At 68.1% G+C, this 21,402-nt stretch carries 18 protein-coding genes; 5 read left to right on the top strand and 13 right to left on the bottom strand.

Translation table 11 applies throughout. The annotated features are described in order from the left end of the window. Window positions 1–55 precede the first annotated feature (55 nt). From cydD to ON22_RS02710, 4 genes are all read right to left on the bottom strand, one after another. Complete coding sequence (cydD, locus tag ON22_RS02725) at window positions 56–1,849, bottom strand: thiol reductant ABC exporter subunit CydD (protein ID WP_033244096.1); 1,794 nt, start codon at window positions 1,847–1,849, stop codon at window positions 56–58. 6 nt (window positions 1,850–1,855) lie between these two features. Further along, window positions 1,856–2,890 carry a cytochrome d ubiquinol oxidase subunit II gene (cydB, locus tag ON22_RS02720; protein ID WP_033244095.1) on the bottom strand — a complete coding sequence of 345 codons (1,035 nt, stop codon included), beginning with the start codon at window positions 2,888–2,890 and terminating at the stop codon, window positions 1,856–1,858. 9 nt (window positions 2,891–2,899) lie between these two features. After that, on the bottom strand, window positions 2,900–4,357 hold the full coding sequence (locus ON22_RS02715) for a cytochrome ubiquinol oxidase subunit I (RefSeq protein WP_033244094.1): 1,458 nt from the start codon (window positions 4,355–4,357) through the stop codon (window positions 2,900–2,902). A gap of 136 nt (window positions 4,358–4,493) precedes the next feature. Beyond that, on the bottom strand, window positions 4,494–5,414 hold the full coding sequence (locus ON22_RS02710; protein ID WP_033244559.1) for an aminodeoxychorismate lyase: 921 nt from the start codon (window positions 5,412–5,414) through the stop codon (window positions 4,494–4,496). 153 nt (window positions 5,415–5,567) lie between these two features. Between ON22_RS02710 and ON22_RS02705 the strand changes: the two genes are divergently transcribed. From ON22_RS02705 to ON22_RS02685, 5 genes are all read left to right on the top strand, one after another. Next, complete coding sequence (locus ON22_RS02705) at window positions 5,568–5,987, top strand: sterol carrier family protein (protein ID WP_033244093.1); 420 nt, start codon at window positions 5,568–5,570, stop codon at window positions 5,985–5,987. A 46-nt stretch (window positions 5,988–6,033) separates the two neighbouring features. Beyond that, window positions 6,034–7,149 (top strand): CAF17-like 4Fe-4S cluster assembly/insertion protein YgfZ, encoded by a 1,116-nt coding sequence (ygfZ, locus tag ON22_RS02700; RefSeq protein WP_033244092.1) that lies wholly within the window; start codon window positions 6,034–6,036, stop codon window positions 7,147–7,149. Window positions 7,150–7,189: 40 nt separating this feature from the next. Next, window positions 7,190–7,951 carry an MOSC domain-containing protein gene (locus tag ON22_RS02695; protein WP_081595281.1) on the top strand — a complete coding sequence of 254 codons (762 nt, stop codon included), beginning with the start codon at window positions 7,190–7,192 and terminating at the stop codon, window positions 7,949–7,951. 73 nt (window positions 7,952–8,024) lie between these two features. Next, window positions 8,025–8,990, top strand: coding sequence for an asparaginase (locus ON22_RS02690; protein WP_033244091.1), 966 nt, complete (start codon window positions 8,025–8,027; stop codon window positions 8,988–8,990). 162 nt (window positions 8,991–9,152) lie between these two features. Beyond that, window positions 9,153–9,362: a DUF3073 domain-containing protein gene (locus tag ON22_RS02685; protein WP_033244090.1), complete on the top strand. Its 210-nt coding sequence runs from the start codon at window positions 9,153–9,155 to the stop codon at window positions 9,360–9,362. 693 nt (window positions 9,363–10,055) lie between these two features. On the opposite strand, the gene purM is transcribed toward ON22_RS02685, so the two are convergent. From purM to purS, 9 genes are all read right to left on the bottom strand, one after another. Then, entirely contained in the window at window positions 10,056–11,135 is a 1,080-nt protein-coding gene (gene purM / locus ON22_RS02680) for a phosphoribosylformylglycinamidine cyclo-ligase (protein ID WP_033244089.1), read from the bottom strand. A gap of 133 nt (window positions 11,136–11,268) precedes the next feature. Continuing rightward, complete coding sequence (gene purF / locus ON22_RS02675; RefSeq protein WP_033244088.1) at window positions 11,269–12,864, bottom strand: amidophosphoribosyltransferase; 1,596 nt, start codon at window positions 12,862–12,864, stop codon at window positions 11,269–11,271. Window positions 12,865–13,224: 360 nt separating this feature from the next. Then, on the bottom strand, window positions 13,225–13,719 hold the full coding sequence (locus ON22_RS02670; RefSeq protein ID WP_156052287.1) for a WapI family immunity protein: 495 nt from the start codon (window positions 13,717–13,719) through the stop codon (window positions 13,225–13,227). Continuing rightward, window positions 13,716–14,393, bottom strand: a complete 678-nt coding sequence (locus ON22_RS02665) for a CPBP family intramembrane glutamic endopeptidase (RefSeq protein WP_063820522.1) — start codon at window positions 14,391–14,393, stop codon at window positions 13,716–13,718. Before ON22_RS02665 ends, ON22_RS02670 begins: the two co-directional genes overlap by 4 nt. After that, window positions 14,390–16,129 (bottom strand): alpha/beta hydrolase, encoded by a 1,740-nt coding sequence (locus tag ON22_RS02660; protein WP_033244086.1) that lies wholly within the window; start codon window positions 16,127–16,129, stop codon window positions 14,390–14,392. Before ON22_RS02660 ends, ON22_RS02665 begins: the two co-directional genes overlap by 4 nt. A 76-nt stretch (window positions 16,130–16,205) precedes the next feature. Continuing rightward, a complete protein-coding gene (purL, locus tag ON22_RS02655) occupies window positions 16,206–18,497 on the bottom strand; it encodes a phosphoribosylformylglycinamidine synthase subunit PurL (RefSeq protein ID WP_033244085.1) in 2,292 nt (763 codons plus the stop codon). Window positions 18,498–18,874: 377 nt separating this feature from the next. Beyond that, window positions 18,875–20,155, bottom strand: coding sequence for a M18 family aminopeptidase (locus ON22_RS02645; protein WP_033244083.1), 1,281 nt, complete (start codon window positions 20,153–20,155; stop codon window positions 18,875–18,877). 128 nt (window positions 20,156–20,283) lie between these two features. Next, entirely contained in the window at window positions 20,284–20,961 is a 678-nt protein-coding gene (purQ, locus tag ON22_RS02640) for a phosphoribosylformylglycinamidine synthase subunit PurQ (RefSeq protein WP_033244082.1), read from the bottom strand. Beyond that, window positions 20,958–21,194, bottom strand: coding sequence for a phosphoribosylformylglycinamidine synthase subunit PurS (gene purS, locus ON22_RS02635; RefSeq protein WP_033244081.1), 237 nt, complete (start codon window positions 21,192–21,194; stop codon window positions 20,958–20,960). Before purS ends, purQ begins: the two co-directional genes overlap by 4 nt. Window positions 21,195–21,402: the final 208 nt, after the last annotated feature.

The following is a 21,402-nucleotide window of genomic DNA, read 5'->3' as shown; positions in this document are numbered from 1 at the left end:
CCGCGACCCGCCCTTCCGATGGAATGTGGCCGCCGGGGGTTCGAAGGCCGGGTGCTCATCGGGCCACCCGCCGAGCGGTCGACGGGACCGTGACGATTTCGTCCGCGGCAGACAGCAGTGCGGGACGGTGCGCGACCACTACGACGGTGACCCCGGTACGCGCGAGTGTTGTCAATGCGCCCGCCACCGCGGTCTCGCTATCGGCGTCCAGGTGAGCGGTCGGTTCGTCCAGCAGCACGATCGGACGCCCGGCGGCAAGGACCCGGGTGAGGGCAAGGCGCTGACGTTGCCCCAGGGAGAGCCCGATGCCACCGGATCCGACGACGGTATCCCAGCCGGCGGGTAGCGATTCGAGTACGGTATCGAAACCGGTTGTGGCGCAGGCGGCATCGAGTTCGCTGAGCACCCGGGCCGCGCCTCGCCGTGGCGAGCCGGACACGGTGGCACCGAGCAGTTCGAGGTTCTCCCGCAGCGTGCCCGGCACCAGGACCGGCCGCTGCGGCAGCCACGCCAGCCGCTGCCACCACTGGTCCGCGGGCAGCTGCCGGATATCCACTCCGTCGGCGAACACCGCGCCGCGGGTGGGCTCGATCAGGCCCAGGATCGCCTGCAGCACGGTAGATTTACCGCTGCCGTTCGGTCCGGTGAGCGCGGTGACGGCACCGGGGCGCAATTGCGCCCACAAGCCGTCGGGCGCGGCGCCGTCCCGGGATTCGACAGTCAGGTCCCGTAATTCGATCACTCCCCGCCCGCTACTCGCGGCACGTCCCGGCCCGCCCGCACCTGCCGCCGACGACTTTTCCGAGATGGCCTGTTCCCGGTCGTGCGCCGGATCCGAACGGTTACCGTCCTCCGTACCCGCCGGGTCGAGGATCGCGAAAGCTTTGTCGGCGGCCGCCATTCCGTCCTGAGCCGCATGGAACCGTTCGCCCACGGTCCGGAGCGGCAGGTAGACCTCCGGCGCGAGAACCAGTGCGACCACACCGGCATACAGGCACATATCGCCGTGTACCAGCCGCATTCCGATCGCCACGGCGACCAGAGCGACCGACAGGGTCGCCAATAGTTCGAGCACCATCGAGGAGAGGAACGCGATCCGCAGCGCGCTCATGGTGCGCCGGTGCAACGATTCGCCCAGTTCCCGGACCTGACGGCTCATCGTGCGACCGGGGGTTTCGGTGGCCGTCCCGGTTTCCCGGCCGAGGGCACGCAGGGTGGGCATCCCGGCGAACAGGTCGAGGAGCTGATCGGACAGCCGGGTGGTGGCGTCCAGGGTGGCGCGGGCCCGGCCCTCGGTGAGCAGGCCGATGAGCACCATGAAGATCGGGATCAGCGGCAGGGTGATGACCACGATGGCGGCCGAGGTGAGATCGTGCGCGGCGATCACCACCAGCACCACCGGCGGTACCAGCACGGCCAGCAGCAGAGCGGGCACATATCCGGTGAGGTAGGGCCGCAGACCGCTGAGCCCGCTGCTCACCACCACGGCGAGTTCGGTGCGGCGCGTTTCCAGTTCGCGGGGCGGTAGGCCGGCACCCGCGGCGAGGACCGACTGCTCCAGCTCGGCGACCACCCGGACGCCGGCCCGATGCGCGATCCGCGCCTGCCACCAGGCGGCCAGCACCCGGACCGCGACCGCGATCGCCAGCAGCACCAGTTCGGTGTGCCAGGCGGCCACGGACCGCTGCCCCGGATCGGTGATGACACCGGCCAGCACCCGCCCCAGCAGAACCGCGGCGGCCACGATGGCGACCGTGGTCAGCAGCGACAGACCGACGCTGAGCACCAGATAGTTCCGGGCCGAGCGTGCGTACCGCCACAGGCGTGGGTCCACGGGCGGGCGGGCCATCAGGGGTCACTCCTCGTTTGCGATACGTGGGGAAAGTCCGATTCCGGCTGGGATGTGCTCGACACTAATGCGTTTGCGGAACACCCAGTACGTCCAGGCCTGGTAACCGAGGACGACCGGTGTGACGGCCAATGCCGCCCAGCTCATGACCTTCAACGTGTACGGGGTGGACGAGGCGTTGTCGACCGTGAGGTTGTACGCGGGATCGATGGTGGAGGGCAGGACATCCGGGAACAGCGCACCGAACAGCAGCGCGGTGGCGGCGAGGACGGTAAGCGCCGTACCGGTGAACGCCCAGCCGTCGCGGCCGGCGAACAGGGCCGCGGCTCCCCCGAGCAGCCCGAATACTGCGGCCGCCAGCAGGATCCAGGTCCAGTCCGCCCCGTAGGCGAGCTGGGTCCAGAGACCGAAACCGCCGACCACGGCGGCCGTGGGCACCAGCAGCAGCCGGGCGGTGCGCACTGCGTCGGCGCGTACGTCACCCGCGGTTTTGAGCGCCAGGAACACCGCGCCGTGCAGGGCGAACAGCAGTCCGGTGGTGAGGGCACCCAGCAGGGCGTACGGGCTGAACAGGCCCGCGATCGCGCCGGTGAACTGTTTATCGGCATCGAGCGGTACGCCGCGCACGATATTGGCGAAAACCCAGCCCCACGCCAGCGCGGGCACCCAGGAGCCGATACCGATGCCGAGGTCGCACCGGGCCCGCCAGCGCGGATCGTCGATCTTGCCGCGGTATTCGATCGCGCAGATCCGCAGGATCAACGCCACCAGCAACAGCAGCAGCGCAAAGTAGAAACCGGAGAACATGCTCGCGTACCACTCCGGGAACGCCGCGAACAGTGCGCCGCCGGCGGTGATCAGCCAGACCTCGTTGCCGTCCCAGACCGGCCCGATGGTGTTGAGCACCACGCGCCGCCGGGTATCGGAGCCTTTACCGAGTATCGGCATGAGCATCCCGACCCCGAAATCGAAGCCTTCCAGCACGAAGTACCCGGTGAAGAGCACCCCGATCAGTACGAACCAGAATTCCTGCAGTTCCATCCCCGGCTCCTAGTAGGCGAACGAAAGCTGCTCGGCGGCAGGTTTTTCGGAATCGGATTCACCCTCGGGCGGCCGTTCCGGCCCTTCCCGCACGTAGCGGCGCATCAGGTAGAACCACACGACGGCGAGCAGCCCGTAGACAACGGTGAAGGTGATCAGCGAAATCCACACCGTCGCGGCCGCATGATCGGAGACCCCGTCCTGGACCATGAGCCGCAGATCCTGGTCACCGGTCGGGTTGGGCACCACGACCCAGGGTTGCCTGCCCATCTCGGTGAATACCCACCCGGCCGCATTGGCCAGGAACGGGGTCGGGATGGCGAGCAGGCTCAACCACGAGTACCAGCGCTGATCCGGTACGCGGCCGCGGCGGGTCATCCAGAAGCCCGCGAACACCAGTAGAGCCGATCCGGCGGCGAGGCCGATCATGGCGCGGAACGACCAGTAGGTGACGAACAGGTTGGGCCGGTAGTCGCCGGGCCCGAATTTCTCGTTGTAGGCCTGCTGCAGATCGACGACGCCCTCGAGTTCTACGCCGGTGAACTGGCCTTCGGCCAGCCAGGGCAGCACGAAGGGCACGTCGAGCACATGGGTGACGCTGTCGCAGTTGTTGTGGGTGCCGACGGTGAGGATCGAGAAATCCGGGTCGAGCGCGGTATGGCACAGCGATTCCGCCGACGCCATCTTCATGGGCTGCTGCTCGAACATGAGTTTGCCCTGGACGTCGCCGGTGTAGACCAGGGCGGCCCCGGAAACCACCGCAATCAGCAGGGAAACCCGCGCCGCGGGACGCCACATGGTGCGCGCCTCGGCCAGTTTTCCCGCATCACCGCTGCGCGCGTTGCGCACCATCCACCAGCCGGCGATCCCGGCCACGAAGGTGGCGGCGGTGAGGAACGAGCCCGCTACCACGTGCGGGAACGCGGCCAGGGCCGTGTTGTTGGTGAGCAGTTCGACGATGCTGGTCAGTTCCGCGCGGCCCGTTTCGGGGTTGTATCGGGCGCCGACGGGATGCTGCATGAACGAGTTGGCGGCGATGATGAAGTACGCGGAGGCGTTGACGCCGATCGCCACCATCCAGATAGTGGCCAGATGCACGAGTTTCGGTAGCCGGGACCAGCCGAATATCCACAGGCCGATGAAGGTGGATTCCATGAAGAAGGCCACCAGCCCTTCGAGGGCCAGGGGAGCCCCGAAGACGTCCCCGACGAAACGGGAGTATTCGCTCCAGTTCATTCCGAACTGGAATTCCTGCACGATCCCGGTGGCGACCCCGAGCGCGAAGTTGATCAGGAACAGTTTTCCGAAGAATTTGGTCAGCCGGTACCAGTGGTCTTTACCGGTGATCACCCAGGCGGTCTGCATCCCGGCGACCAGGGGCGCCAGGCCGATCGTCAGGGGAACGAACAAGAAGTGGTAGACGGTCGTGATGCCGAACTGCCATCGCGAGACATCCAGGGCATCCACGCGAGCCTCCTATTACTACGACGTGTCGTAGTAATAGATTACGCGCCGGGACGGCCGGATCAATGTGTCCACCGACACCAAATAACCGACAGTTCCGCAACAACTCACATCAGCCCGGTAACCCGGGCGAGACAACTCACCAGTCCGCGATCGTCCCGGCCCGCTCGATCCCCCGACCCACCATCTCGACGATATCGTTCGCCGAATCCGTCGCCGACAGCCGAACCCCGTCCAGCGAGTTGACCCGCGCCGCCAGCGTCACACTGCTGAGCATCCAGATGCTGTCGCAGTCGAACAGGTCGGCACTGAACAGCGGCTCGTAACGGCAGTCGTAACCCTTGCGTTCCGCTTCCGCGTACAGCGCCCGCTGAGTTATCCCCGGCAGCACGCCGTGCTTGGCCGGCGGAGTGATGAGCTGCTTGTCCCGCACGATCATCACCGTCGAACGCGGCCCCTCGAGCACCCGGTGCTCCGTACTCGTGAAGATGACATCGTCGGCGCCCATCCGGGCCGCGAACCGCAGCGCGGCCATATTGGTCGCGTAGGAAAGGGTTTTCGCGCCGAGCAGCTGCCACGGGGCGGCCTGCGCGAGATCGATCGAGATACCGCGGGTCAGGGTCACCACCGCGACACCCTCGGCTCTGGCCGTTTCCACCCTTTCCGGCACCCCCGTGACCATGACATAGGTCGTCGGAACCGGAACAGCCTCGGACAATTCCCCCGAGCGCACCGCCGATTTGGGACCACCCAGTTCGCCCTCCCGGCCCCGGGTCAGCACCAGCCGCATAACGCCCTCGGTCTCGGCTCCCCATTCCTTTGCCGCGGTCTCCATCGCTTCCCGCCAGCGCGCGAGATCGGGTTCGGGTAGATCGAGCGCCTGCGCGGAGCGACGCAATCTGGCCAGATGGAAATCGAGCGCGCAGACCGTGCCACCGCGGACCAGCGCCGTCTCGAAAATTCCGTCACCGCGCAACGTGCCGAGATCGTCGGCATACAACAACGGCTGGTCCGCGTCGCGGACTTCACCGTCGAGTGTTACAAGTACTCGATCCACCATGCGCATGAGCGTAGGCCAACACCGGGCCGCGTGAGGGTCGCAAATATCGACAGTACTGGCAATACCGGCAATCCGATGTCTCGAGCACGCCACTTCGGCGCGTGGCGATCCGGTGTTTCGGCCCCGGGTTTCGGCGCTCGTTAAAGTCGGATCATGGCTCGACGGACGGAGACCGACCCGGCCGAGGTGCGCTCGGCGGTGATCGCGGTGCGCGCATGGCTGCTCGACGAGAACTCGCCGGCCCCGGCACGGCCGGAACTCGCCGCCGCCGTCCGGGGTACCGCCCGCGCGCTGGCCGCCGCGGCACCCGGGCATTCGGTGGAGGTCCGGATTCCGCCTTTCGTCGCGGTCCAATGCGTGGAAGGTCCGCGGCACACCCGCGGCAACCCGCCCAATGTCGTGGAAACCGATCCGCGCACCTGGCTGTTGCTCGCGACCGGGCTCCTGGATTTCCCGGCCGCCGTCGCCGCGGGCCGGGTCGATGCCTCCGGCGGCCGCGCCCCGGAAATCGCCCGCCTGCTGCCGCTGATACCGGTGCACCCGGATCGGGACCGACCCGAAACCCCTGGTTGACACCCCGACCGTGCGCGCCGGCGGGTTTTGCTCCTAGAGTGGAGCCGTGTCCGTGGTCGCCGCACCCAGCCCTGTCCTCGCTGTACCGGGAGCCGTAGCCGCTGTGCCCGGCTCCCCGGACGCTCCGGTCCCCTGGCATTACGGCGACCCACTCGGCGAACAGCGCGCCGCGAACGAACGGCTCGCGCTCGTGGACCGGTCGCACCGTTTCGTCTTCTCCATCACCGGCGCCGAGCGGCTGACCTGGCTGCATACCGTCACCAGCCAGCACATCGCCGAATTGGCCGACGGGCGCAGCGCGGAGAACCTCGACCTGGACCTCAACGGCCGGGTGCAGCATCATTTCGTCCTCACCGAGCTCGCCGGAACGGTGTGGATCGATACCGAGGCCGAGCGCGGCCCGGCCCTGCTGGACTTCCTCGGCAAGATGGTTTTCTGGGCCGATGCCAAACCGCAGGCGGAGCCGGACTACGCGGTGCTGAGCCTGCTCGGCCCGCTCGCGCACACCGCGACTCCCGCCCTCGGCCTGGACCGGCTACCCGAGACGTATGAGGCGCTACCGCTTCCGGGTGGCGGTTTCCTGCGCCGGATGCCCTGGCCCACCGCGGATTCCTTCGATCTCGTGGTCCCCCGGGATCAGCTGATGACGCACTGGACCGAACTGACCGCAGCCGGTGCGCAACCGGCCGGTTCCTGGGCCTACGAAGCCCTGCGGGTCGCCGCCGCACGTCCCAGGATCGGTGTGGACACCGACGACCGCACCATCCCGCACGAGGTGAACTGGATCGGCGCGCCCGACGAGTACGGCGCCGTGCATCTCCAGAAAGGCTGCTACCGCGGCCAGGAGACCGTGGCCCGCGTCCACAACCTCGGCAAACCACCGCGGCGGCTGGTCCTGCTCCATCTCGACGGCTCCGCCGACGAACGCCCCACCCCCGGCGACCCGATCACCGCGGGCGGCCGGACGGTCGGCGTGCTCGGCACGGTGATCGACCACTACGAACTCGGCCCCATCGCGCTCGCGCTGATCAAACGCAACATTCCGGTCGATACCCAGCTCACCGTGGACGATACCGCCGCGGCCGTAGACCCCGATTCGGTGGTCGCCGACGACAGCCCCCAGCCCGGCCGCCAAGCCATCGAACGGCTCCGCGGGCGCTGACCCGACGCGTATCGAGCACGACGATCCGAGAGGAGCGCGGATGCGGGTTGGGCACACCGGCCGGGTACTGGCCGTCTGCGTCGTCCACGCCGAGCTGACGGTGCCGGGCCGGGTCGGGCGCAGCGCAATCGACAAACGCCCCGTCACCGGGCGGGTCCGGGCGCAACGCCTCGGCCTCGACGGCGACCACGTCTGCAATACGAGAGACCACGGCGGCGTACACCAGGCCGTCTACGGTTACGCCGACGAAGACGCGGCGAACTGGTCTGCCGAACGGGGCCGGGAACTGCCCGTCGGCTGGTTCGGGGAGAACCTGCGGATCGCCGGGCTCCCGCTCAGCGATGCCGTCGTCGGCGCGCGCTGCACCGTCGGCGAGGCGGTGTTCGAGGTCAGTGGACCACGGGTCCCCTGCGCCACCTTCGGCCATTGGGCCGGTGAGCCGCAGTGGGTGCGCCGCTTCACCCACTGGGCGAACACCGGGTGCTACTTCCGGGTGCTCACCGAGGGCAGTGTCGGCGCCGGTGACGAGGTCGAGGTCGTACACGTTCCCGAGCACGGCGTCACCGTCCGTGATGTCTTCACCGGTGCGGACCCACGGCGACTGGAACTGCTGCTCGACGCCGAACCCAGCGTCTCCGATATCGTCCGCGCCCAGATCACCCGCCACGCGAAGCGCCGCGGCGCCGCCGGACCGGCGACCGACTCGGTCGCCGGCGGACCCGCCGCGATCGCGACGGCCACCCCGAGGGGAGCCGCAGCGGCTCCTCCCCTTCCGGCCGGAGAAGCCGGGGCGACCGTATGAACAGACGACGCCCGTCGGTGGCAGTGCGGGTATCCCCGGAACGCGGTGGCCGCTCACTTTCGGAGGGCAACGCATGAGCGTCGATCTGGTGGAAGTGGTGCGCTCCGGTTTCCGCGAATGTGTGCACCGCGGTTCGGTGGTGATCGTCGGACCGGACGGTGAGCCGACGTTCGAGACCGGTTCCGTGCACGTCCCGATCTATCCACGCTCCACCAACAAACCGCTGCAGGCGCTCACCCTGCTGAAACTCGGCTTCGACCCGATCGACGAGGACGAGCTCGCCATCGCCGGTGCCTCGCATACCGGCGAGCCGGAACACATCCGGCTGGTCGAACGTCTCCTGGACCGCTACGGCTTCGCCGAGGACGATCTGGCCTGCCCGCCCGATCTGCCGATGGACGAGAAGGCCCGCGCCGGAGTGATCCACCGCGGTGAAGGTCCCGCGAAACGTTTTATGAACTGCTCCGGCAAACATGCCGCCATGCTGGCGACCTGTGTGCTGAACGGATGGCCGACCGCCGGTTACACCGACCCCGGCCACCCGCTGCAGCAGGCGGTCGCGGCGCAGGTGATCGCGGTGACCGGCGAACCGGAAACCGATCTCGGGATCGACGGGTGCGGCCTGCCCATCGTCCCGGTCGCGCTGGTCAACCTCGCACGCGCCTTCACAACACTGGCGACCTCGGTTCCGGGGACCCCGGAACGCCGCATCGCCGATGTCCTACGCGACCGGCCGTGGGTGATTTCGGGCACCAACGGACCCGATCTGCTGACCATGCGCGCGGTGCCCGGACTGCTCTGCAAGATCGGCGCCGACGGTGTGCACGCGGGCGCGTTGCCGGATGGCAGCGCCTTCGCCTACAAGATCGATGACGGCGCCGACCGGGCGAGAATCCCACTGACCATGGCAATTCTGCAGCGCATGGGGGTGGCGTGGTCGGCGGAACTGGCCGAGCTCGCCGCGCCTCCGGTATTCGGAGGAGGCAACCGCGTGGGTGTGATACGCGCCATACCCGAGGCGATTCCGACTAGCGGCTGAGCAGCGAAACATCGGCAAACCGGTCGGTCGATACACCGGATAGCCGACTCATGGAGGCGCAACCGCCGGACACGCGCTAAAGTGTCTGTCAGGAAGATATTAATTCGAACGGGGCCGCCACCAATCCCCAGGCCGCCCCGCTGTGACGCGAGGGGGTCAGCCATGGGCCGTGGCCGGGCTAAGGCAAAGCAGACCAAGGTCGCTCGCGAGCTGAAGTACAGCTCGCCGACGACTGATTTGGCGAGCCTTCAGCGCGAGCTTTCCGGTAGTGACAACGCCCGCCGTGGCGGAGTCCTGTCGGATGAGCACGACGCGGACGACTCCTTGTCCAAATGGGACGAGGACGACAACTACGACGACTGGCGCCGCTGATCAGGTAAACCGTTCGGGGGGAGGCCGTTGGGCCTCCGCTTTGGCCGTTGACGCCGGTTCGCGCCGTTCCCCGCCGGGTTCCCGGGCGGTGGATGACGTGAACCGGCGAGTCGGTCCGAATGGTCCCTGTCGGCAGCGCCGAATCGGAACAACGTGTGAGCAGGCGACCCGCACCGACGGGTCGCCAGTTCATACTCTTCATCCTCGGTCCGATGGCTCGCAGGCGAAGGATCGCTTCGTCCCGCACATCGATAGCCGCACTGTTCGATTGCAGTGGCCCATCGGGTTCACGTTACGGCCGAGCGGTGCTGCTCACGCCGCTATGGGTCCGTCGTTTCCCGGGCAATCCGGTCTGCCGGCCGCTCCGAGCTACCCAGTCGGCCCTGCCGCTGCCGGACTCCGAAGCGGCGACCTCGGATTACCAGCCGTCGCCGCTGATTCGAAGCAGATCGGGCATTCCCCGACAGCACGCCTATCGGGGAACGCCAGGAAGTACGTACTGCTGCAGCCAGAACCGGTGACCCGAGCCGGGTCGACTACCCGAATCAGGGGCGCCGGGGCATAAGACACCCGATTTCGCGGTAGGAGTCGCCCGGCATCTGCGGGTCGGTTCCCACAACCGCGGCCGGCCGCCGGCGCGAGTGCATGGGACACAGTGGGATCGAATGCTCAGGCCCGGGGCTGAGGCTCGGCTCAGAAACGGGGATGGTCGCCCAGGAGGACGGTACGCGGCGCATCGGCATCCTTGGCCTTCTTCACCGTACCCAGCGTCCAGCATTCGATATGGCGTGCGGTGAGCACGGCCAGCGCCCGATCGACATCCTCGGGGGCCACCACGGCCACCATTCCGACGCCCATGTTGAACGTCTTCTCCATCTCGGCGCGGTCCACCCGGCCCCGTTGCGCGATCATCTTGAACACCGGTGCCGGGCTCCACGATCCACGATCCAGTTCGGCCACCAGCCCGGCCGGTAGCACCCGAGCCAAGTTGGCCGCCAGACCGCCGCCGGTGATATGGGAGAAGGTGCGGACATCGGTCTCGGCGATCAGCGCCAGGCAGTCCTTGGCGTAGATCCGGGTCGGTTCCAGCAGTTCCTCACCGAGGGTGCGGCCGAACTCCTCCACATGCCCGCTCAACGCCATCCGGTCGATCTCCAGCAGCACCTTGCGGGCCAGGCTGTAACCGTTGGAATGCAGACCGGACGATCCCATGGCGATCACCACATCGCCGGGGCGCACCCGGTCCGGGCCGAGTAGCTCATCGGCCTCCACCACACCGACGCCGGTGGCCGACAGATCGTAATCCTGGGCACCCATCATTCCGGGGTGTTCTGCGGTTTCCCCGCCCAGCAATGCGCACCCGGCGCGGACACATCCCTCGGCGATACCGGAGACCAGTTCGGCGACCCGTTCCGGCACTACCTTGCCGACGGCGATGTAATCCTGCAGGAACAGCGGTTCGGCACCGCATACCACCAGATCGTCGACGACCATCGCCACCAGATCCAGGCCTACGGTGTCGTGCTTGTCCATGGCCTGCGCAACCGCGATCTTGGTGCCGACACCGTCGGTGGAGGATGCGAGCAGGGGCTCCCGATAGTTCTTCTTCAGCGCAAACAGCCCGGCGAAACCACCCAGTCCGCCCTGCACCTCGGGGCGGGTGGCCTTACGCGCCAGCGGGGCGAACAACTCGACGGCCCGGTCACCGGCCTCGATATCCACGCCTGCTTCGGCATAGGAGGCACCGGCACCGGTAGCGTTCTGCTCAGTCATTGTCGGGGGAAGCTCCAAACCGAATCCGCGGATAATTGCCTGGTCTGAGTCTATGGCGCGGCTCCGGCGCGCGGGGTGCTACCCCTATGTTTGCTTACGGGCCGAACCCCGCGCCGCCCGCGGCGGCGCCGTGTCACGGCCGGCTGAGGGCGCTGGCGTTGGCGTTTTCGGTGAGCAGGCTCGGCGACCGGCCGCCGAATTCCAGGAGGTTCTTGCCGATGGAGGCTTCGGTGGGCAACGGGATCGGGTAGTGGCCGTCGAAACATGCGGCACACAGCCGGGAGCTGGGCTGTTCGGTGGCGGCGATCATACCGTCGAGCGAGATGTAGCCCAGGGTATCGGCGCCGATGGACCGGCGTACGCCCTCGACCATATCGTGCAGTGCCGCCGGGTCGGCGGCCGTACCGGTGGGGCCGTCCGGGTCGGTACCGGCGTTGTTTGCGACGAGTTCCGCGCGGGAGGCGAAATCGATTCCGTAGAAACACGGCCACTTCACCGGCGGCGAAGCGATCCGGACATGGATTTCGAGGGCGCCTGCTTCGCGCAGCATCCGGATCAGGGCGCGCTGGGTATTGCCGCGGACGATGGAATCGTCGACCACGATCAGCCGCTTGCCCCGGATCACCTCACGCAAGGGGTTGAGTTTCAGCCGGATTCCGAGCTGCCGGATGGTCTGGCTGGGCTGGATGAAGGTGCGGCCGACATAGGCGTTCTTCATCAACCCCTGCCCGTAGGGCACACCGGAGCCCTGGGCGTAGCCGACCGCGGCCGGTGTACCGGACTCCGGGACGGGAATCACCAGGTCGGCGTCGACGGGGTGTTCGCCGGCGAGGCGGCGGCCGATCTCGACCCGCGTCGCGTGGACGGACCGGCCGGCGATGGCGCTGTCCGGACGGGCCAGGTAGACGTATTCGAATACGCAACCCTTGGGTTCGGGGTTGGCGAAACGCAGCGACCGCACACCGTCGGCGTCGATGGCCAGCAGCTCCCCGGGCTCGATCTCGCGGACGAAGGAGGCGCCGACGATATCGAGGGCGGCGGTTTCGCTGGCGACCACCCAGCCGCGGTCCAGCCGGCCGAGTACCAGCGGGCGCACTCCGTGCGGGTCGCGGGCGGCATAGAGGGTGTGCTCGTCCATGAACGTCAGGCAGAACGCGCCGCGCACGGTGGGCAGCAGCTCCATGGCGGCCTGTTCGATACTCGAATCGGCGGCGGCATGGGCCAGCAGGGCTGTCATCACATCGGAATCGGAGGTGGCCGAGACGGCACCGGGGCGGCCGGGGCCGCCGACGAGGCCGAGTTCACGCGCCCGGTCGGCCAATTCGGCGGTGTTGACCAGGTTGCCGTTGTGGCCGAGCGCGAGCCCGGAACCGACGGCGGTGGTCCGGAAGATCGGCTGCGCGTTCTCCCAGGTGGTAGCACCGGTGGTCGAGTACCGGCAGTGGCCGATGGCCACATGGCCGGGCATGGCGGCGAGGGTTTGCTCGTCGAAGACCTGGCTCACCAGTCCGAGGTCTTTGAAAACCAGCACCTGCGAACCGTCGGAGACCGCGATACCCGCTGCCTCCTGACCGCGGTGCTGCAACGCATACAGGCCGTAGTAGGTGAGTTTGGCCACGTCCTCCCCCGGAGCCCAGACTCCGAAGACTCCGCATTCCTCACGAGGCGGGTTCTCCGTCTCATCGGTTGCGGTGGGGTTGCTGAGGGCCGATCGATCGGCGAGGGTCACCGTGCGCTCCCTGGTCGGGCGGGTGTGGGGGGCAACCGACATTCTACGGGTGCACGTCCGGGAAGCGGCACCGGATCAGCACCCCGGCAGCAAGCGCGGCCGGGGCGGCCGAACCGCGATCCCGGCAACTCCGCTTCGCGTACCGGCAACCACGAACCAGCAACCGTCCCCACCCAGTTAACCTGCCTTTCACCTGCACAAACAGTGGGGTACTGCCGGGTGCCCCGCCACGGTTTTCCTGCCGGGGCGAGCCACCCGAGGTGCATATCAGGGCGATCGTCCATAAGCCTCGTGGACGGTCGGGCGCAACGTGGGCGATATCACCCGGCGCAGCACTCCCGGCGCAACCCCGGCCGCGAATCAGCGGACGCGGCCGAGCAGCCGGCCACCGGGCGGCAGATAACTGCCCAATTCGGCACCGAGTTCCTCGGCCGCGGTTGTCAGATCCGCCGCGCCGAGCCGCGCCGCGACCACGCTGGGCTCGCCCGCCGTCACGCGCCTGTTCCAGGGCGGCGAGAATTCGAGGTCCAGGCCGATCCGCAATTCCACCGCATCGGCCACGGATACCGCGGTGAAGCTCAGATTGGGTTCGGTGAACTCGAGCCGTGCGGGTTCCGATAGCGGCTCACCGCCGGGTTCGGCTGCGCCGGCGATACGCCGTAGCCATTCGGCCAGTTCGACGGCATCGTCGAGCGTCAGTGCCTGCCAGCGGAAAGACCAGTTCCCCTCGGGGCAGTTCGCGGTGCCGGCGATTATCAGCCAGCTGTACCTGATTCGCGGATCGATATGGTCCGGAAACTGATATCCGGCAACAGTGAGTTCCACACCGTATCCGTCGCTGTCGATCAACCTCACCGGCGAAGTGTGTCACTTTCACGACGTCCGCGCCCACCGGAAACCGGCGAAACCGGCGCCGCGCGAACGGCGTCGAGCCGGGCGAAGACGGCACCGCCCGCATTCACCGCCCAATGCAGCAAGGCCGGCGCGGTGGCGCTGCCCGTCCACCGTCGCAGCGTGCCGAACACCAGCCCGGCGGCACCGGTGAAAATCACTGTGCCGAGCACACTGTCGCCCGCGGCGCGGGCGGGATGGATATGCCACAGTCCGAAAGCAGCGCTGCCGAAGGCGGTTCCGGCACGTTTTCCGAATTCCTTGTCCAGCAGCGGGTCCAGGGTGGCACGGAAGATCAGTTCCTCGGTGTAGACGGTGCCGAGCGGAATATGCACCGCGACCCACTCCACAGTGCTCACATCCGCAGCGCGGTCCGCCGACCCGGACAGCGAGCGACGCACGGCAGGTACCGCGAACGCCACCGCGTACCCGGCCGCGACCAGCGCGGCGCAGCCGATCCCGACCCCGGCACCCCGGGCGGAGACCCAGTTCGGGCGGCCGCGCAACGCGATTGCGTACCCGGTCGCCGCGAGGGCGCCGGCGGCGGTGCGGCCGCGGCGATCCAGCGCGAGCCGCGGCAGCAGCCAGTTGTTCCACAGCAGCGGCGCGGCCAGTGCGGCGACGACCCGGATTCTCATTTCACCTCACGCTCATAGGCCTCGTATGCCTCGATCTCGAGCCTGACCCGCTCAGCCAGTTCGGGGTTCCACCCCGGCGGGTGGGTGACCGCGGCCCAAGCGTCCATGACGAGGCTCCCGTACCGGTGCCCGTGCCCGTCCCGGACGCCCTGGGCGTTCGTGAGGTCCGCGGAGACCTGCCAGAACGTGACCAGCGGGGCCCAGCGCATCCGCGGGGAGACATCCACGCCGCGCGGTTCGGACAGCCAGTCCGGACGGCTGAAGAGGAGATCCGTCGACCACCAGACGATCGGGTCGGAGGCGTGTTGCAGATAGGCAATGCGCGGGGCCCGCCATTCCGGGCCCGGGCGGCCGAGATCGGCGGCGTCGGTGGCGAACCGGATCACCAGTCCGTCGGCGTACACCGGCCGCGTCTCCGGGGAGCCCGGGTCGCGGCGGCTGACGAATTGCTGCCACAGCCGGTTGGAGTTGGGCGGGCCGACCCAGAGCGCGCCGTCGACCTTCGCGCGCAGATCGGCCAGTCCGTCGAACGCGGCCTCCGACCCTTGTGAACCGAGACTTTCCCCGTACACCAGCAGTTTCGGGCGGTCCTCGGGCGCGCGGGTACGTGTCCTTTCGTACACCGCATCGAACAGGTCGCGGCCCGCGGCGGCGGCCTTGCCGCGGTCGGCCAGGAAGGACAGTGCGCTGGGCAGATACGAATATTGACTGGCCACGATGGCGGTATCGCCGCCGTACATGTACTCGATCGCATTGGCCGCCATGGAATTGACCCAGCCCGTGCCGGTGGTGGTGACCACGACCAGCACCTCGCGATCGAAGGCGCCGGTTCGTTCCAGTTCCGCGACGGCGAGTTCGGCCTGGGTGCGCTCGGTATCGGCGACGGACTCGAGCCCGATATAGGCGCGGATCGGTTCGCGGGCCGGCCGGCCGGTGACCCAGGAGATCCGGTCCGCGCTCGGGCCGTGCGAGACGAACCAGCGGCCCTCGAAACCGAGGGTGTCCCACGCCGCCAGGGAATCCGGGCTGCCGGACCGTTCCGGCAGCCGCGGTGGGATCGCGTACTCGGAGGTGGTGTCGTTACGGACGCTGAACGCGGAATTGGCGACGGCGAAGAACGCACGGGTGGCCACACCGTTGAACAGGGTCACCACCAGCAGGACCAGTACCAGCGCGCCGGCCGAGGGGGCCAGTTCCCGCGGTATCCGCACCCAGCGGTTCAACTGCCGGGCGAAGAACAGGATGAGTTCGCGCACGGTGCGATACCCGGCGACGACGAGGATGCCGATGGCCAGGCTCAATCCCCCGGTCCGCAGATACGCCGGGGTGGTGGTGCCTTCCATCCCCATCAATGCCGCGATTTCGCGCTGCCAGTGCGCCGATTGGACGAGCATGTAGGCAGCACCCAGCGCGGCGCTGAGCAGTACCGCGGTTTTCAGCGCGTACCGAGTCCAGCGGGGCGGGGCGGGAATCCGGGTGAGCCGGGGCCGGATCCACAACCGGAACAGCCATTCGAGCAGACACCCCACGCCATAGCCGATGGCCGCGTTGATCCCACTGATCAGGCCCTGGAACATCCAATCGCGCGGCAGCAGCGACGGCGTCACCGAGAGCGCGAAGAACACCGTCGCGACCACCAGACCCACATAATTCAGGTCGACGATCCGCTCGACGCGCTCGATCACCGCAATACAGCGCGACCGCAATCGGGTCACTGTGTCCGCGGTCTCCAGCACCTATCCAGTATGGCGGGCGCAACCGGTACCGGCGGGTGGCTCGGGTCACCTCCGGCGTGGCACGCCCGCCCCGGAATCAGGCGTGGCCGCCGAAAAGGGCCGGCAGCGTGCCCTCGTAGGCGGCGCGGAGTTCGGCCATCGGTACGGAGAACTGGCCCTGTACATCGATCGAATCCGAGCCCTGGTCCACCACCCCGATCCGCACCCACGGCAGTTCGCGGGCGGTGCACATCCGGGTGAACCGGGTCTCCTCCGACCGCGGTACCGCGACCAGTACCCGGCCCGCCGATTCGGAGAACAGCGTGACGAACGGGTCGGCGTCCTCCGGCAGCAGGATGCGGCAGCCGGTTTCGCCGGCCAGCGCGGCCTCGACCACGGCCTGGGCCAGACCGCCCTCGGACAGATCGTGGGCGGCGCTGATCATGCCGTCGCGGGAACCGGCGGTGAGCACCTCCGCCAGCAACTTCTCCCGGGCGAGATCCACCTGCGGCGGCAATCCGCCCAGGTGATCGTGTGCGACCTGCGCCCAGACCGAACCACCGAATTCGTCCCTGGTATCGCCCAGCAGGATCAGGGTCTCCCCCGGCTCCAGGCCGAGGCCGGTCGGAATACGACGGTGCACATCGTCGATCACACCGAGCACACCCACCACGGGGGTCGGCAGGATGGCATTCTCGCCGGTCTGGTTGTAGAAGCTGACATTGCCGCCGGTCACCGGGATGCCGAGTTCGGCGCAGCCGTCGGCGAGTCCGCGTACGGCCTGCTGGAACTGCCACATCACGCCGGGATCCTCCGGCGACCCGAAGTTCAGGCAGTTGGTGACGGCCTTCGGGGTGGCGCCGGTGGTGGCGACATTGCGGTACGCCTCGGCCAGCGCCAGCCGCGCGCCGGTGTAGGGATCGAGCTTGGTGTAGTGGCCGTTGGCGTCGGTGGCCAGCGCGATACCGCGCCCGGTCCCCTCGTCCACCCGGATCACACCGGCGTCGGCGTATTCGGCGAGGACGGTGTTACCGCGGACGTAGCGGTCGTACTGTTCGGTGATCCAGCGGCGGCTGCACAGCTGCGGGCTGGACACCATCTTCAGCAGGGTGTCGCGCAGTTCCTCGGCGGTTTTCGGCCGGGGCAGGTTGTCCGGGGTATCGGCGTTGAGCGCGTCCTGAGTGCCGGGACGCTGGACAGGGCGCTCGTACACCGGCCCCTCGTGCGCCACGGTGCGCGGCGGTACATCCACCACGGTTTCCCCGTGCCAGGTGACCTCGAGCCGCTCACCGTCGGTGACCTCACCGATCACCGTGGCCAGCACATCCCATTTGGCGCAGACCGCCAGGAACGCGTCGACGTTCTCCGGCGTGACCACCGCGCACATCCGTTCCTGCGATTCGCTGGAAAGGACTTCGGCGGGGGTCATATCGGCGGCCCGCAACGGGACCCGGTCCAATTCGATCCGCATTCCGCCGTCGCCGGCAGCGGCCAGTTCGGAGGTCGCGCAGGAGAGCCCGGCGCCGCCGAGATCCTGGATACCGACGACCAGTCCGGCGTGGTACAGCTCGAGACAGCATTCGATGAGGACCTTCTCGGTGAAGGGGTCACCCACCTGTACGCTCGGCAGCTTCTTGCGGCCGGTGCCGGATTCGTCGCCGGAGAAGGTATCCGAAGCGAGTACCGAGACGCCGCCGATACCGTCGAGGCCGGTCCGCGCACCGAACAGGATGATCTTGTTACCGGCACCGGACGCGAACGCGAGATGCAGATCCTCCACCCGCATTACACCCGCGCACAGCGCGTTCACCAGCGGATTTCCCTGGTAGGAGGCATCGAATACGGTCTCACCGCCGATATTCGGCAGCCCCAGCGAATTGCCGTACCCGCCGACACCGCGCACGACACCGTCGACCACCCGGCGGGTATCCGCGGCATCCGCGGCACCGAACCGCAGCTGATCCATGACCGCGATCGGCCGCGCACCCATCGCCATGATGTCGCGGACGATCCCACCGACACCCGTGGCCGCGCCCTGGTACGGCTCGACATACGACGGATGGTTGTGGCTCTCCACCTTGAAGGTGACCGCCCAGCCGTCACCGATATCGACCACACCCGCGTTCTCACCGATACCCGCAAGCATCGAGGCACGCATGTCGTCGGTGGTGGTCTCCCCGAAATAGCGCAGATGCACCTTGGAGGACTTGTAGGAGCAGTGTTCGCTCCACATCACCGAATACATGGCCAGTTCGGCATCGGTGGGCCGGCGACCCAGAATTTCCCGGATCCGGGCATATTCGTCGTCCTTGAGGCCGAGCTCGGCGTACGGCTGCGGCGTATCCGGGTGTGCGGCGGCGGTGGCGACCGTATCGACCTGCTCAGTCACGGGATTACCAGGATCCTTTCGTAGGTTGGCGCGCCGGCGCGCGCGGGCTCCGGTCCGGGTCGCGTATCCGGGCATTCCACGGCTGCTTTTTCGCGTCGGCGCCGCGGGATATCGGGAACACGGGTGGGGCCGGAACACAGGGCCTCGACGGCGGGGCCCCGACAGGTTTGATCCAGCACGAATCTTACGTTCACCTGCGCCGCGCACATTCCCGACCCCATCGCCGCCGACGCCCCGGCTACCGGGCCGCGGCCGGACGCCGCTCGATCACCGCCGATCCCCCGGGGCTCAGCGGCAATCCATCGGTCTACGGGCCGGGCAACGCCATCACCCGCCGGGTCCGGTGAAGCGGCTACTCCCGCGGACTGTCCGCGGGATCATTCCTCGGGAGCGAGGAAGGCAGCCAGCGCGGCAGCGTAGGCGGTGATATCGGCGGCACCCATCATTTCCCGCGCCGAATGCATAGCCAGCTGCGGTGCGCCGATATCCACGGTCGGCATACCGGTGCGGGCGGCGGTCATCGGGCCGATGGTGGATCCACACGGCAGATCGGCCCGATGCACATACCGCTGCATGGGGACACCCGCCTGCGCGCAGGCCAGCGCGAACGCACCCGCACCGACCGCATCGGTCGCATAGCGCAGATTCTGGTTGACCTTGAGCACCGGTCCGCCGTTGATCGCGATCCCGTGCGCGGGTTCGTGCCGCTCCGGATAGTTCGGGTGGGTGGCGTGGGCCATATCACCGGAGGCGCAGACCGACCCCGCCATCGCGGCCAGGAAATCGGCACGACCACCGCCGCGCGCGAGCACGATCCGTTCCAGCACCGTGGGCAGCAGTTCGGATTGGGCACCGCGATCGGATTGACTGCCCACTTCCTCGTGATCGAATACCGCGAGCACCGGAACCGCGGTGCCCGGGTTGTCCACCGCCGTGCGGAACGCCTGCAGACCGGCGTAGCAGGTGCCCTGGTTGTCCAGCCGCGGCGCGCTGATCAGGTCCTGGCCGGCGCCGATCACCCGGCTCGCCGCCAGGTCGTGGGTCATCAGTTCCCACCCGAGCACCGCCGCCGGATCCACCCCCGCGGCCTCGGCCACATAGTCCAGGAAGGAAGCGGGTTCGCTGCCCACACCCCAGATCGCGTTCACGTGACGCTGCGGGTCGAGCGTGACCCCACGCCGATCCTCGGAAAGATGGATGGCCAGCTGCGGGACACGCAGGATCGGCTCATCGATCCGCACCAGCCGCTCGGCCAGCCCGTTGCCCGCGCGCACACTCAACCGGCCCGAAATCCCCAGCTCCCGATCCAGCCAGGAATTCAGCCAGGCCCCGCCGTACGGCTCCAGCCGCACCAGCTGCCATCCGGCCACCGACAGATCGGGATGCTGTTTGACCCGCAGGTTGGGGCTGTCGGTATGCGCCCCGACGACGCGGAACGGACCGGTCTGCGCGGGATCGGCCCAGGCGACCAGCGACCCACCGCGCACGATGTAGTACCGGCCCCCCGCGCTGGGCCAGGGCTGCGTCTCGTCGAGACGAATGAACCCGTCGGCATCCAACTGCTCGGCAATGGTCCGGCAGACATGGAACGGGGACGGCGAGGCGTCGATGAAAGCACACAAACCGGCGGCCGAAGCCGCGGTAGCAGAACTCGGCATAGCAGTGACTCTATGTGTGCCGACGACTGCCGGGGGCTCCCCGTACGAGGACCCGCGCGGGATGCCGGCTCCCGGCGCGGCCCGACCTCGACAGAAACTCCGAGATCACGTGGGCCGCCCGGCCGGGTTCAGCCGGCGACCAGTACGTCCAGGGCCGACAGGAACAACCCCAACCCATCGTCACTGGGGCCGGTGAGCGCTTCGGTGGCGTGTTCCGGATGCGGCATGAGCCCCACGACCCGCTTGTTCGCCGAGGCGATACCCGCGATCGAACGCTGTGAGCCGTTGGGGTTGTCGCCTTCGTAGCGGAACACCACCCGGCCCTCACCCTCGAGCTCGTCGAGAACCGACTGCGGAGCCTGGTAGCGGCCCTCGCCCGATTTCAGCGGGACCAGGATCTGCGCGCCGGGTTCGTAGCGGGAGGTCCAGGCGGTATCGGTGGCCTCGACCCGCAGCCACTGGTCGCGGCAGATGAAATGCAGGCCCTCGTTGCGGGTGAGCGCACCGGGCAGCAGCCCGGCCTCGCACAGCACCTGGAAGCCGTTGCAGATACCGAGTACCGGCATACCTTTGCCGGCGGCCTCGATCACGGTGCCCATCACGGGTGCGAACCGGGCGATGGCACCGCAGCGCAGATAGTCGCCGTAGGAGAAACCGCCGGGGACCACGACCGCGTCCACGCCTTTGAGGTCGGCGTCGGCGTGCCAGAGGTTCACCGCCTCGGCGCCGGCCAGCCGGACCGCACGGGCGGCGTCCACATCGTCGAGGGTGCCCGGGAAGGTGATGACCCCGATACGGGCGGTCACGAGACGCGCACCACCTTCCAGTCCTCGATCACGGTGTTGGCCAGCAGCGATTCTGCGATCGCCGCGATCTGGTCGTCGCTCATATCGTCGCCGACCTCGAGTTCGAACCGTTTGCCCTGCCGGACATCGGTGACGCCTTCGAATCCCAGGCGCGGTAGCGCGCCGGCTATGGCCTGCCCCTGCGGATCCAGGATCTCGGCCTTCGGCATCACCTCGACCACGACACGTGCCACGGGTTGCTCCTCACGAAAAAGGGTGAGCTGCGCCCGGCGCTGCAACGGGCCGGAACGCTGATGGGGTTACCTGAGCAGCCTAATTGCCGCGGCTACCGGTGCTCGCGGCGGGTGAGGTGAAGCAGCCGCGCGGTACTAGCCTGGAGGCATGCATGTAGCCCATTTCGGTCACTCCTGCGTACTCGTCGAACTGCACGGTAAGAAGGTT

It is taken from the genome of Nocardia carnea NBRC 14403 (assembly GCF_000308515.1).
Lineage (GTDB): Bacteria > Actinomycetota > Actinomycetes > Mycobacteriales > Mycobacteriaceae > Nocardia > Nocardia carnea.
This window is presented reverse-complemented; position numbering and strand designations above follow the sequence as displayed.

What these genes read in the sequence shown, in the direction of transcription:
- cydD (WP_033244096.1), bottom strand. Translation starts at nt 1,849, where the DNA reads ATGGCCCGCCCGCCCGTGGACCCACGCCTGTGGCGGTACGCACGCTCG.
- cydB (WP_033244095.1), bottom strand. Translation starts at nt 2,890, where the DNA reads ATGGAACTGCAGGAATTCTGGTTCGTACTGATCGGGGTGCTCTTCACC.
- ON22_RS02710 (WP_033244559.1), bottom strand. Translation starts at nt 5,414, where the DNA reads ATGGTGGATCGAGTACTTGTAACACTCGACGGTGAAGTCCGCGACGCG.
- ON22_RS02705 (WP_033244093.1), top strand. Translation starts at nt 5,568, where the DNA reads ATGGCTCGACGGACGGAGACCGACCCGGCCGAGGTGCGCTCGGCGGTG.
- ON22_RS02695 (WP_081595281.1), top strand. Translation starts at nt 7,190, where the DNA reads ATGCGGGTTGGGCACACCGGCCGGGTACTGGCCGTCTGCGTCGTCCAC.
- ON22_RS02690 (WP_033244091.1), top strand. Translation starts at nt 8,025, where the DNA reads ATGAGCGTCGATCTGGTGGAAGTGGTGCGCTCCGGTTTCCGCGAATGT.
- ON22_RS02685 (WP_033244090.1), top strand. Translation starts at nt 9,153, where the DNA reads ATGGGCCGTGGCCGGGCTAAGGCAAAGCAGACCAAGGTCGCTCGCGAG.
- purM (WP_033244089.1), bottom strand. Translation starts at nt 11,135, where the DNA reads ATGACTGAGCAGAACGCTACCGGTGCCGGTGCCTCCTATGCCGAAGCA.
- ON22_RS02665 (WP_063820522.1), bottom strand. Translation starts at nt 14,393, where the DNA reads ATGAGAATCCGGGTCGTCGCCGCACTGGCCGCGCCGCTGCTGTGGAAC.
- ON22_RS02645 (WP_033244083.1), bottom strand. Translation starts at nt 20,155, where the DNA reads ATGCCGAGTTCTGCTACCGCGGCTTCGGCCGCCGGTTTGTGTGCTTTC.